The sequence below is a fragment of the Roseateles sp. P4_D2 genome, assembly GCF_056401875.1.
Genome location: NZ_JBFUIM010000021.1, coordinates 47,569 through 60,467 on the forward strand (window position 1 = coordinate 47,569; position 12,899 = coordinate 60,467).

Annotated in this window: 11 protein-coding genes; 7 read left to right on the forward strand and 4 right to left on the reverse strand. The window is 65.0% G+C overall.

The window, feature by feature from the left end:
• Window positions 1-186: 186 nt before the first annotated feature.
• Complete coding sequence (locus AC1DW0_RS28065) at window positions 187-669, forward strand: GreA/GreB family elongation factor (RefSeq protein WP_477949322.1); 483 nt, start codon at window positions 187-189, stop codon at window positions 667-669.
• A 223-nt stretch (window positions 670-892) separates the two neighbouring features.
• Here the strand turns inward: AC1DW0_RS28065 and AC1DW0_RS28070 are convergent, their stop codons facing one another.
• Window positions 893-2,443: a methyl-accepting chemotaxis protein gene (locus AC1DW0_RS28070; RefSeq protein WP_056204591.1), complete on the reverse strand. Its 1,551-nt coding sequence runs from the start codon at window positions 2,441-2,443 to the stop codon at window positions 893-895.
• 118 nt (window positions 2,444-2,561) lie between these two features.
• Between AC1DW0_RS28070 and AC1DW0_RS28075 the strand changes: the two genes are divergently transcribed.
• Complete coding sequence (locus AC1DW0_RS28075) at window positions 2,562-3,329, forward strand: type III pantothenate kinase (protein ID WP_477949323.1); 768 nt, start codon at window positions 2,562-2,564, stop codon at window positions 3,327-3,329.
• A gap of 596 nt (window positions 3,330-3,925) precedes the next feature.
• Window positions 3,926-4,117, forward strand: coding sequence for a hypothetical protein (locus AC1DW0_RS28080; RefSeq protein ID WP_477949325.1), 192 nt, complete (start codon window positions 3,926-3,928; stop codon window positions 4,115-4,117).
• Window positions 4,118-4,560: 443 nt separating this feature from the next.
• Here AC1DW0_RS28080 and AC1DW0_RS28085 read toward each other — a convergent pair whose 3' ends face one another.
• Complete coding sequence (locus AC1DW0_RS28085) at window positions 4,561-5,265, reverse strand: phosphatase PAP2 family protein (protein ID WP_477949327.1); 705 nt, start codon at window positions 5,263-5,265, stop codon at window positions 4,561-4,563.
• A gap of 9 nt (window positions 5,266-5,274) precedes the next feature.
• Window positions 5,275-5,985, reverse strand: a complete 711-nt coding sequence (locus AC1DW0_RS28090; RefSeq protein WP_477949329.1) for a hypothetical protein — start codon at window positions 5,983-5,985, stop codon at window positions 5,275-5,277.
• A 121-nt stretch (window positions 5,986-6,106) separates the two neighbouring features.
• On the opposite strand from AC1DW0_RS28090, the gene AC1DW0_RS28095 reads away from it, so the two are divergent.
• Window positions 6,107-7,042, forward strand: coding sequence for an ABC transporter substrate binding protein (locus tag AC1DW0_RS28095; RefSeq protein WP_477949331.1), 936 nt, complete (start codon window positions 6,107-6,109; stop codon window positions 7,040-7,042).
• A gap of 893 nt (window positions 7,043-7,935) precedes the next feature.
• Entirely contained in the window at window positions 7,936-9,363 is a 1,428-nt protein-coding gene (locus AC1DW0_RS28100) for an ATP-binding response regulator (RefSeq protein WP_477949347.1), read from the forward strand.
• On the opposite strand, the gene AC1DW0_RS28105 is transcribed toward AC1DW0_RS28100, so the two are convergent.
• Window positions 9,309-10,085, reverse strand: coding sequence for a response regulator (locus AC1DW0_RS28105; protein ID WP_477949333.1), 777 nt, complete (start codon window positions 10,083-10,085; stop codon window positions 9,309-9,311). The two genes, AC1DW0_RS28100 and AC1DW0_RS28105, sit on opposite strands and share 55 nt — an antisense overlap.
• A gap of 158 nt (window positions 10,086-10,243) precedes the next feature.
• Between AC1DW0_RS28105 and AC1DW0_RS28110 the strand changes: the two genes are divergently transcribed.
• Both AC1DW0_RS28110 and AC1DW0_RS28115 read left to right on the forward strand, forming a co-directional pair.
• On the forward strand, window positions 10,244-10,876 hold the full coding sequence (locus AC1DW0_RS28110) for a helix-turn-helix transcriptional regulator (protein WP_056204618.1): 633 nt from the start codon (window positions 10,244-10,246) through the stop codon (window positions 10,874-10,876).
• 118 nt (window positions 10,877-10,994) lie between these two features.
• On the forward strand, window positions 10,995-12,899 hold the full coding sequence (locus AC1DW0_RS28115) for a sensor histidine kinase (protein WP_457356314.1): 1,905 nt from the start codon (window positions 10,995-10,997) through the stop codon (window positions 12,897-12,899).

Genomic DNA, 12,899 nt, shown 5'->3' on the forward strand with positions numbered 1-12,899 from the left:
CGCAGCCCCAGGTCACTGGAGGCAGGGTGGCCAATGGTCGCACCGCGGGGCCTCGCCAGAGGCCCGTGACAAGCGTCATTCGACCAAGGCCGAAGTGTGGCTGCAGTCAACAGAAGCCTCGAAAGCTGGTGGAGCCCTTCACAATCACGATCCGCGCCCGCTTGTTCGAGATGTCTACCTTTCATCATGGATAAATTCTTGCTGCCGCAGCAGGTGTTGGAACGGCTCGCCGAAGACCTGCTGCAAGCCGAACAGGCAGCGCGGGCGGCCCATGAAACGGCAACTCACGAAGAAAATATCGCCGAGAACAAATACGACACGTTGGGTCTGGAAGCGGCCTACCTGGCCACCGGCCAAGCTCGTCGCGCCCAAGCCATCCGCCAGGCGATGGCCAATTGGCGCCAATTCCGCCCGCGCCCCTACGACGCCAGCAAAGGCATACAGCTCGGCGCGCTGGTTTGCCTGGTCGATGCCGACGACAAGCAGCAACAGCTCTTTCTCGGCCCGGCTGGGGGCAGCATGAAGTTGGTCAGCGGCGCTCAGACCATTCAGGTCATCAGCAGCGAATCCCCGTTGGGCAAGGCCATGCTGGGCAAATGTGAGGGTGACGAGGTGTCGATACAGGCGGCTCTGATCCGACAGCGGTTTGAGGTGCTGCGGGTTCATTGAGCCGCAAGCAAGTTCACGGCGACTTGATCAGAAATCAATCGCCCCAACCCCTTCAGGAAGCTCCGCACAACTCCTGGCGAGCTATGCGGAGTTCGTTCGGGCTCTCGGCCTCGCGCACATCAATTCACTTCGGTGGCACTGACTGCAAGGCTTGTCAGAGGTTGCCGTCATCGGCTCACCCGTCGACGCGGCAGCAGCGACGCCCGCTTGCCGGCAGTCCCGGTCAGCTCAGCTTGAAGCTGCTCACCAGCCCCGCCAGCCGCACGGCCTGTTCCTTCAGCGACTGAGCCGCCGCGGCGGACTCCTCCACCAGCGCAGCGTTCTGCTGCGTCATCTGGTCCAGCTCCGTCACGGTGCCGTTGACCTGGCGCAAGCCCTGGCTCTGCTCGACGGCGGCAGCGCTGATCTCGCCAATGATGTCGGTCACACGCTGCACGGAGCCGACGATGTCGGTCATGGTCGTGCCGGCGTCGTTGACGAGATGCGTGCCGGCCTCGACGCGCTCGACGCTGGCGCCGATCAGCGCCTTGATCTCGCGCGCCGCCTCGGCGCTACGCTGGGCCAGCGAGCGCACTTCGCCGGCGACGACCGCGAAGCCGCGGCCCTGCTCGCCGGCGCGGGCCGCTTCCACTGCGGCATTCAGCGCCAGGATGTTGGTCTGGAAGGCAATGCCGTCGATGGTGCCGATGATGTCGGCGATCTTGCGGCTGGCATTGTTGATCTCGCCCATGGTGCTGACGACGCGCGACACGACCTCGCCACCGCGGCCGGCCGTCTCGGCGGCGGCGCCGGCCAGCTGCTTGGCCGTCATGGCCGAGTCAGCGCTCTGGCTGACGGTACCGGTCAGCTGCGTCATCGAGCTGGAAGCCTGCTGCAGGTTGGACGCCGTCTGCTCGGTGCGCTGCGACAAGTCCATATTGCCGCTGGCCACCTCGCTGGAGGCGACCTGGATGCTCTCGGCCGATTCGCGCACCTGGCCCACGATCTCGGACAGCGACTTCTGCATGGCGGCCAGGGCCTGCATCATCTCGGCGGACTCGTCCGTGCCGCTGGCCTCGGGAGCACGCGACAGGTCACCGCCGGCCATGCGTTCGGCAAAGCGCTTGGCTGCCACCAGCGGGCCGATGATGGAGCGCGAGATCAGCACGGCCAGCGCGCCGCCCACGATGACGCATACGACGAAGGCGACGATGAAGCCGACGAAGACGTTGCCCACCAGCTTGTCCACCGTCGCAAAGATGTCATCGCCCCGCTTCTTCAGGTCGGCCTCGATGTTGTTGAGCATGGACAGCGCCGGCTCATAGGCGACGTCCGCAGCCTTCATCTCCTCGAAGGCCGACTGGGCGTCGGCGAAACCATCTGCGCTGATCTTGTCGGCCACCGGCTTGACGGCCTTGCGGTAGTCGGCCATCAGCACACGGAACTTCGCCAGCGCCTCGCGACCCTTGTCTTCGGTCGTCATCTTGCCGAAGTCGTCCATCGCCTTGTCCAGGCCCGCCTGGGCGCCGTCCCACTCCTTGCGGGCCCGTGCCATGCCTTCCTTGTTGAAGATGGAGGCCACCAGCGTCGATGTGGCCGTCTTGCTCTGCAGCAGGTGGCTGCGGGCCGCAACGGTGATGTTGGACGTCGGGATGAGCTTCTGCGTGATGCCCTGGATGGCCTTCTGCGACACGTTCAGGCCAAAGCCACCGACGGCAACCAGCAGCGCCGTCATCGCCAGGATGATGCCGAAGGCCAGCCAGAGGCGGGCTTGGATACGCAGGCGTCGCAGCATGGCGGTTCTCCTCGTGGGAAAGGGCAATCAGAAATAGCCGCTGATTGAAGCAGAAACCCGCACGGGCAGATACAAATGCGCTGGTAGGCTCGCGGCATCGTTCACGGCACAGCCCACCATGAGCTTTTTGGCCATCGACATCGGCAACACCCGGCTCAAGTGGGCCGTCTATGAAGACGGCGCCGAACCTGGCAGCCCGCCGACGCAGCACGGTGCCGTTTTCCTGGAGAACATCGACCGCCTCGCCGATGAGGCTTGGCAAGCCCTGGCCCCGCCGTCACGCATTCTGGGCAGCAACGTGGCCGGCGACGCGGTGCGCCGCCGTGTCGAGGAGCAGATGGAGCACTGGGACCTGGTGCCCCGCTGGGTCGTGCCCGCCGCCGAGGCGGCCGGTGTGAGAAACGGCTACGACCACCCGACGCGCCTGGGCGCCGACCGCTGGGTGGCCGTCATTGGCGCCCATGCGCACGCCAAGAAGCGCGGCTTCGAAGGCCCGGTGCTGGTGGTCATGGTGGGTACGGCGGTGACGGTGGACGCGCTGTCCACCGACGGCGAGTTCCTGGGCGGCCTCATCCTGCCCGGCCACGGCATCATGCTGCGCGCGCTGGAAGGCGGCACCGCCGGCCTGCGTGTGCCCACCGGCGAGGTGCGCAACTTTCCGACCAACACCAGCGACGCGCTGACCACGGGAGGCACCTTCGCCATCACCGGCGCCATCGAACGCATGTTCCGCCTGCTGGCCAAGCGCGAGGGCCGCGAGCCCCTGCTGCTGATGACGGGCGGTGCAGGTTGGAAGGTGGCGCCGGCGCTGGATGCGCCTCATGAACTCATCGAAGGATTGATCTTCGATGGGCTGCTGGCGATCAATGCGGCGCCACGGGTCTGATCCGCTCGACCGGCTGACGCACCGGACGCGCCACCCAGGCGCTGGCAGAGCTTGCGCATGTGATCGACGACAGTGCTGGGCGGATGCTCACGCGCTTGGGCCAGGCCTTACAAGGGCAGCCGCACGACGGCCGTCTGGCCGCCGGACAGCGCCAAGCCCTGCCACTCATCGGCCAGCTCGCGCGGTTCGAAGCGGCTCGGCTCCTTCCTTGGCATCAAGCAGGCCGAGCGCAGCCTCCAGCGGCCGCATCAAGGTCAGCGGTGCCGGCTCGAGACCCTGGGCACCAATCCCTTCATCACCGTCGGCAGCGGCACCGACAGCAGCGATCAGCTGAGCATCACCGACGGCGCGACAGTGCAGACACGCGAACCTGCCCCTAAGCGGCATCGTGGTTTCAGCTCCGGCGGCAGCGGGCCGCATATGAGTCTGGCCGGCGACTCCACGGCCGACCAGATCGAGATCGCGCCAAGGGCTTTGTCGGCGGCACCAGCACGCCGATCGGCAACATCGTCAACCGCGGCGTCTTCAGCCCTGGCAACTCGCCCGGCACCCTGCATGTGTAGGGTAGCTTCGCCAACTAGGCCGCCGGCCGCATCGTGCTGGAGGTGGAGGGGAATGCGCAGAGCGGATTCATCACCGACCAGTTCGTCTTCGATACGGGCAGCGTCATCAGCTTCGGCAATGTGCAGATCGAGTTCCGCTTCCTCGGCTCAACCGCCCCCAATGCGTTTCAGGCCAGTGGGCTTTTCAGATCGACAGCTTCCTGCGCCAGGGCAATAGCGCTCTGAACCATGGGCTGCTGGGCGAGGCCAGCTATTCAGCCAACAACGAGACGTATCAGTTCACGTCGTTCAGCTTCTCGGCCGAGGGCGCCGCGGTATTCCAGGCGCAAGCGGCGCCGGCGCCGGGGACGTGGGTGTTGCTTGGGTTGGGGGCTCGGCGTGCTGGGATGGTTGAAGCGCCGGTCTTCTCAACTCGATTGACATGGTCGGTCGACTTAGGGCCTGCCAATCGATTCGCCGGCGATCAGCGGGAATCAGGCAAAGGCCATCCCATCCGGAGCAGCAGCGCATGCGCGCAAGAGCAGGACTTCAACCACAGCGACGCGGCGGAAGCTGGCACCCGACGGCGACGGAGCTCCCCGCAAACCCATCGAAGGCCTTACCTGGGTTGGGCCGCTGGCTGGCGCGGCAGCCCGACGTCCGGAGCCATCAACAGAGCAGATTCACGATCACGGCGTCAGGTGAGGCCATTCGAACTTGGCCTCATTGAACAAGCCAAGCAAGGCGGGAACCTTCAAAAATTCGTCGACGAGCAGAACCGCAAGGCGAGCGCCGGCCGCCGAATCGCTGGCGAAATGCAAACCGGCGATTTCGCGACGCCGCGCCACGCCTTGGGCCGCCTGATAAAGGCGCGATCTCAGCGTGGGGAACATGCGCGCATAGAGCTCCGCAACCAGATGCACCTGCGTCGAGTGCCCGCTCGGATACGCGGGATGGCCTGGATACCGCGGGGACGGCCGCTGGAACATCGGATTCAGCGGCAGATCACAGCAGTGGTGAGGGCGCCCGCGATTGAACTGCTCCTTGAAGCTGAAGGTCGCGGGGACGGCGTCCCACAATGTGGCCTGGAGCAATTCCGCCGTCGCAGGCGGTGATTGCTGTGGAACCAGGGGGCCGATAAGCTGCTGGACCTTGTCGATGGCCGTATAGACGTCCTCCGCTTCATGCTTAATGTCGCTCTCATTCGCGTGCCGATCTTGAGTGGCAGCCAGCACGTCCAGACACTCCTTCTCGATGTCCCGCAGATTGGGGCCGGCAAGACTGATGCGGGTTCGCCAGTCGACTGGCAAGTACTCCAACTTCTGTCGCGCAAGGTCTTTGACATCGTCGGCCCAGGCAGAGGCCGGGAATGGATTCGCAGCAAACCAGGTCATGACGGCTCCTCAATAGACGCCCATGACGGCAAAGGTGATGAGCGAGACCGCCTTTGCATCGAGCAGCCACTTCCTTCCGTCAGGGCCGTTCAGCCATGCATAGGCCTCGGACTTGTCACCGATCACCACCTGGAACTCGTGTCGCAATCCGCCGCCGTCCGGCGCGCCGGTGAGCCGCAGCCCGTCAAAAGCCCAGGCCCCAGCCATTGAGGCTCCGGCAAAAATCATCTGAACAGGCGCTGGAGGCACCGGACCGTTCTTGACGCCTGTGTCGGGGTCATAGGCCGGAGGAGGAGGTGGGACGAGAGATTTGAGACTCGTGGCGGCAAGCGGGCTGGCCGGCGGAACGCCTGCTTGCCGGAACTCCAACGCCTCAGCGGCCTTGGCTGCTCTAGCTGTATCTGCTGCCTCGGCCGCTTTCGTTTTCGGCTTGGCCGGGGGGACACCCGCGTGCTTGGGCTCCAACGCCGCAGTTGCCTTGGCTGCCCTGGCTGCCTCAGCCGCCTTCGTTTTCGGCTTGGCCGGCGGCACGCCTGCATGCCTGGGCTCCAGGGTACCTATCGAGAATTCCTCAACTGCGGGCGAAACGCTCATCGAAGCGTGTCCTGGCGACCATGCCATCGACATGTCGGCAAGGCCAACACCCGCGGGTGTTGGCGCGGCCTTGCGCGGACCTGAAACGGACTTCACCCAGCAAAAGTGATGCTTGATTCTCTCCATGACCCACCCTTCTAATGTGTGTTGGCGCAAATGGATACTTGCGGCGCGAGGATAGAAAAAAGGGGGGGAGGTGGCTAGCAGTCTTTTGGCCCGTGCATGGGTACTGGTCTTAGGTCTGGCGTTGGCGGCAGCCCTGCGCGCCGACACTGCCCTGTCGCTCCCGCAGTGGCGGGTTGTCTTCCTGGGTCGAGCCGCCCCCGCACTCGATGTGTCCTTTGAACGGCTCAAGACTGCCCTGGCTCGATTGCGGCAGCCTGGCGATGCAGCCATTTCCATCGAATTCGTCTCCGTGGGCGGACTGGATGGCCTGGTCGAAGATGACCTCGTCGCGCTCGCAGCTGGAACAAGACCGAATCTGCTCGTGGCACCTAATGGCGCGACCGCCGTCGCGGCTCGCCGCGTCGCACCGCAGCTGCCCATGGTCTTTACCAGCTATCTCGATCCGGTGAGGTCCGGCGTCGTATCGGGGCTGTCACGCCGCCCGGAGCCCGCCACCGGTTTGTGGATTCGGGACGACCTCGATCCAAAGCGCATCGAGATCCTCCGCGATGCCTATCCAGGCGTCCGTCGAATCGCCGTGCTCGGTGATCGTTCCTGGAGCGAGAACGTCGATGCCGAACGCATCCTGCCCGCCATGTCCAGCCCGGGAGGCCTGCAGATATCCGTGCTGCATGCCGACTCGCTCGAGGAGGCCCTTGCCCTGTTGGCTACGCCGCAAGCCCGGGAGTTCGACGCCTGGTGCGTCCCGCGTTCCTATCTCGCTCTGTTGGCGAGCAAGGAAATCATTGACACCATGCGCAAGTGGCGCAAGCCGGTGATCTTTGGCGGCGCCGACAGCGTTCTTGCCGGCGCGCCGCTTGCCTACGCTCCAGAAACCTCACAGGCTTGGCCCATCATCGCTTCGCTGGTGAGGCGCATCCGTCAAGGGGAGCAGGCAGGCGACATCCCGATCGAGCGCCCGCAACGTTTCGTGCTGGCTGTGCGCACCACGCCCGACATCAACATACCGCCTGCCAGCATTGCCGTCGTGCGGCGGGCGGACATAGTCGTCCGGTGAGGTACAACATGTTTGCGAACCTGCGCCGGCCCGGCGCCCGGTATCGGTCGCTGACAAAGCACTATGCGGTGCAGATGTGCGGGCTGACGCTCGCGCTGCTGTTCGTCTCAGGGGGCATCGAGGCCTATTTGGTCTATCAATCCTCATTGGAGCGTGTCGAAGCTGTCCAGGAGGCACAGGCCGAAGGCGCAGCGCGGGAAATTTCGGCTTACTTCAATGTCATCCAGGTTGGCCTGCGCGACGTGGCCAAGATGCCGTGGGGGCGGCCAGGCTTCGGTTTGCCGCAGCGCCGCGAAGAAGTTCATCGACTGATGCAGCTTGTGCCGGCCATCATCGATTTGCAGGTGGCCGACGATCAGGGACGGGAACAGTTGTTCGCCTCGAAGCACAGCGCGGACCGCATTGCCGCCGGCATCCCGGTCGACGAGCCCGATCTCGCACGCGTCACGGCCAAGGAAGGCCTGCGGCGCGGCCAGACGTTCTTTCGCGACGGACATCTTCCAACCGTTCGGCTGGCTGCGTTTGATGGTGTCGGCAGCATCATCGCCACCATAGACCTGCGGTTGTTGAACGAAATGGTGTCGCGTCTGCGCGCCGGCGAAGGAGGCTTGGCGTATGTGGTAGATGGCGAAGACCACCTCATCGCGCATGCCCAGCCCACCTGGGTACTGAGCCGCCCAAGCATGGCGGACTCCGCCGCAGTACGCCAAGCCCGCGCCAGCAAGGCTGGCTCCATTCTTGTGCACGGCCTGGCTACGCAAAGCCTGGGGGGCGAAGCCGTCATCGTGACTGCGGCAGCGGTGCCGGAGCTGGGGTGGGTGGTGTTCATGGAGCAGCAGCGCAACGCGGCGTTCAAACCCGTCTGGGCCGCACTGGGGCGTACCGTCGTGCTGATGCTGATCGGTGGCGCTGCAGCTCTCATCCTGGGCATCTTGTTTGCTCGCCGCATGGCCGCTCCCATCGTCGCGTTACGGCAGGCCACCGCCCGAATCGCGGCGGGCGATCTGGACATGACGCTGCAACTTCGGCGTCATGACGAGATCGAAGACCTCGCCCAGGACTTCAACCAGATGGCGTCCCGTCTGAGTGATCTGTATACCAGCCTCGAGGCCAAGGTCGCCGCCCGCACCGCCGAACTCTCCGACGCCCGCGACGTCCTTTCCGTACGCGCCGAGCAACTCACCCAGCTCAAGGACGAAGCCGAACGCGCCAACGCCGCCAAGACGCGCTTCCTCGCCGCCGCCAGCCACGATTTGCGCCAACCCATGCACTCGATCAGCCTGCTGCTGGGCGTGCTGCAGGCACGCCTGTCCAGCTCCGAGCACCTGGCCCTGGCCGACAAGATCCAGTCCTCCGTCGCGACGATGGAGAATCTGTTCGGCAATCTGCTGGACATCTCCAAACTCGATGCCGGCACGGTGCAGGCCCACATCGAGGATGTGAACCTGGCTTGGCTGTTGCGTGGGCTGGAACAGATCTGGGCCCCGCAGGCGGCTGAGAAAGGCCTGAAGCTGCGCGTGCGACCCTGTGACGTCGTCGTGAAGGGCGACGCCGCGCTGCTGGCGCGCATCGCCGGCAATCTGGTGGCCAACGCCATCCGCTATACGCGAGAAGGCGGCGTGCTGGTAGCCTGTCGGCGTCGCGGCGCCAGGGTGGAACTGGAGGTCTGGGACAGCGGGCCCGGCATCGAGCCCCGCTACCAGGAAGCCATCTTCGAAGAGTTCTTCCGCATCGAGGCGCCCGGCACGGGCCAGGAGAAAGGCCTGGGGCTGGGTCTGTCCATCGTGCAGCGCAGCGCCCACATCCTGGGCTACCGGCTCAGCGTGGACAGCCGTGTAGGCAAAGGCTCGGTGTTCCGCGTCGAAATGCCGCTGGCCGGACCCGCCACGCGGTCAGCGAAGGTCTCGTCAAGGCTTGCGGCCAGCCAACAAGCGCTTGAGGGTCGTTTCATCATCGTCGTCGACGACGATGAGACGAATGCCCAGGCCCTGGTCGACGCGCTGCTCGCGCTGCGCTGCCACGTCGTTGCAGCGGCCTCCTGCGACGACATGCTGGCCCAGTTGCAGCAGCATCTGCGTGTGCCGGATCTCATCGTCACCGACTACCAGCTCGGCGCTGGGCGCAATGGTTTCGAGGTCATCGCGCGGCTTCGCCAGCACTATGACGAAGACATTGGCGCCGTCATCGTGACGGCCAACACGGAAGCCGCCCTGCAGCCGCAAGCCCAAGCCTGCCGCGCCCGGCTGCTGCACAAACCGATCGGGCTTCAGCGGTTGCTGGAAGCCATGAGGGAATCATTGGCATCAACGGCAGAGCCTTGAGCCGGCACCGGCTCTTCGAAGCACAGTCCCATGCGACTCGCAGCCAGTACGGCCTGGGTGCGCGTCGTCACGTTCAATGCCCGCAGCACGCACGAGGTGTGCGCCTTGACGGTACTGAGCGACAGGTTCAGCTGCCGACCGATCAGTTTGGCCGGTTTGCCCTGTAGCAGCAGATGCAGCACGTCGGCCTGGCGCGGTGTCAGGCCCAGCTCGACGGGGCGCCGCCCCTGCGCAGGCGGTGCCAGCGGTGCAGGCATGGTGGGAGTCAGCGCACGGCCGCCGAGGAACACCGACGACGGCAGGTAGATGCCCTTGGCAAGGATGAGGCGCAGCGCACCCAGCATGACCTGCGACGTCGAGCTCTTGGGAATGAAGCCCATCGCACCCGCATCGAGCACGGCAAGCACCGTGTCCTTGTCATCGGCCGAGGACATCACGACGACCGGCACCTCAGGATGATCACGCCGCAGCCGGCCCAGGCCCTCGAGGCCAGACAGCCCTGGCAGGCCGAGGTCAATCATGACCAGATCGGCGTCGCCGCGCTCGGCAAGCACCGCAAAGGCCTCCTCGCAACTGCCCGCCTCCCAGGTTTCAAGCGCTTCCACCAGTGGTTTCAGCAGCAGTGCCACGCCTTCTCGGAACAGGGGGTGATCATCAATCAACAGAACTTTCATCGGCAGTCTCCCGCTGGGCTGCATGGTATCGGCGCAGGAACGCGCCATCGTGGATTGCGGGTAAGCCTTTTGGCCAGGCCTTTTGGTCTATGCGCGGTGGCATGGGTTGGTGTGCTTCTAGGCAATGGCGATGCCGGCTTGCAATCACCAAACTTGATGACATCAACGAGGGCGCCTTTGCGCCACACAGGCTCAGGGAGATCCAAATGCTGCAAGCTGTTCCCGTCGCATACACCGAACGCCGAGTCGGCCACGAAGCCCAGCCACGCCAGGTGCTGGGCGCCCTGCCCCAACCGCTGATGGTGCTGCTGCCCGATCGGCGCCTTCTGTTCGTCAACACGAGTGCGGAGCACTTGCTGGCAGAGGGACTCTGGCAGTCGCGGTCCGAACACCTGATGGGCCTGGGGCAGCTGGACGCACAGCGCCTGGGCGAGGTGCTGGCGCTGGCGGCCGCGGGCTCGTCCTCGCGCACCGGGCTGTGGTTCACGCCCAGCTTTGCGACCGGCTGGCTGCACGCGGCGCCGCTTGCGCCGGCCATCAGCAGTGCCTCGGGCTGGCCTGACGGCTGCCTGCTGCTCGTCATCCATCTGGACCAGCCGGTGCTGACCCAGGCCGCACGCATCGACGCGCTGACCCGCCAGTGCCGCCTCAGCCAGGCCGAACGCCACGTGCTGATGCTGCTGGCCGACGGTGAGCCGGTGGAGGCCGCCTCCCGTCACCTCGGTCTGTGCGTCAGCACCGTGCGCAGCCATGTGCGCAACCTGCTGGGCAAGACGCAGGCACCGTCGCTGATGCAATTGCTGCGCTGGACGGGCAGCGCGCAGATGCTGCCGCACTGATAAGGGGCACGGCATCTAGCGCGAAGTCAGGGCTTGCGAGCCTTGACCTAGCCCGAGCCAGCTCCCATCATCCGCGGCGCCCAAGGGAAGGGCCAACAAAGCGCGGGAGCTCGAAGACGTGCGATCAGAAACTCGAACCGACGACGAGCGGCAGGATGAGCTGATCCAATCCTTCATCTATGGGCGCTTCGAGGACATCTTCCTCAGCCAGAGCCTGCGTGCGCAGGTCGGCATGCTGCTCGCGGCGAGCTTGATCGCCTTCATCTGGTTGAACCGTACGCAAGCATGGCCGCCTGTCGCCTGGGAGGCTGCCGTGATCGCGGTCACCGGATGGCGCATGCGCTACACGACCAAGTTCGTACGCGCCGCTACCGAGGGCACCGGCTCCATGCGCCGCATCGCCTGGCTGCTGGCCATCAATGGCGTGCTGATGGCCGTGCCCCTGGTGGCTTTCGGCGGTTTCGACGCCACCGAGCGTGCGGCCATCTCCATCATCCTGCTGTCGTCGGCAACCGCCTCGACCGTCACCACCTCAGGCCACCGCTCCCTGTTCCTGGCGTTTGCCGCGCCCATGCTCATCCCCCTGGCCGGGACCTGGATGTTTCTCGGCGGCCTGCAGAACCCAAGCCCGGGGGAGTGGTGGCTCGCGGGGTTGATCATCGTGTTCCTGCTCTTCCTGGTCGGCCTGGGCAAGCAGGTCAACAAGGTGTTCGAGGAATCAAGCAAATATCGCTACGGCGAACAGCAGCTCAATGCCAAGCTGACGAGGGCACTGCAGCAGGCTGAAGAGCACCGTCTGGTTGAACAGCAACTCAATGCAGAGCTGACGCAGGCACTGCAACGCGCTGACGAGCACCACCAGGTTGAACAGCAGCTCAACGCCAAGCTGACGCTGGCATTGCAACGCGCCGATGAGTCCAACCGGGCCAAGACCAAGTTTCTTGCAGCCGCCAGCCACGACCTGCGCCAGCCGCTGCACGTGATGACCGTATGGCTCGGCGTGCTGCGGCAATCCAAGATCGACGAGGACACGCGCGGCATCGTGAACAAGCTGGAGTCGATGAACCAGGCCTTGTCCAAGCAACTCGAAGGCCTGCTGGACATTTCCAAGCTCGACGCCGACATCGTCACGCCCAGACTCGCGCCCTGCAGCCTCGATGCGCTGCTGACCGGGCACCAGCAGGCCATGGAGCCCGTGGCACACCTCAAGGGCGTCCACCTGGAACTGCAGTGTGACGAGAACCTCGCGGTAGCGACCGACGAGACTCTCTTCTCCCGCATCCTGCGAAACCTCACGGACAACGCGCTCAAGTTCACGCGCCGTGGAGGCAGCGTCCGCCTGTCCCTGCAACGAGACGGCGATGACGCCGTGCTGAGCGTGGCCGATTCAGGCGTGGGCATTGCAGAGAAGGAACTCGAATATGTCTTCCAGGAGTTCTATCAAGTGGCAAGCACGGAGCGGGACCGCTCCGAAGGCCTGGGGCTGGGCTTGTCCATCGTTCGTCGCCTGTGTGCCCTCCTCGGCGTGCAGTTGGCCCTGGAATCCAAGTTCGGCGTCGGCACCACGTTCAAGCTGAGGCTTCCCCTTTCCAGCCTCGAAGAAGAACCCGTCATTGAAATCGCGGCGCCCGAGGTGGTGGGCTTGTCGGTGCTGGTCATCGACGACGAACTGGACGTCCGCGAGAGCACCCAGGCCCTGCTGCGCGGCTGCAATGTGCATCTGGCCGCATCTGGCGCAGAGGCGCTCAAGATCGCTCAGGCCGTCTTCATCGACGTGATCCTGTCTGACCTGCGCCTGCGAGACGGCGAGAGCGGCATTGACGTCATCCAGCAGCTGCACTTGGTGCGCCCAGAGGCACACGCCGTCATCATCACCGGAGACACCGCACCGCAACGGTTGCGCACGGTCATATCGGCCGGCATCCCGCTGATGATCAAGCCCGTTGATCCCCAAAAGGTCGTCCGCGATTTCAATATTTCCAGCCGACCAAGCCAGCAAGAAGCCAGCTCACCAGGGAGGTGA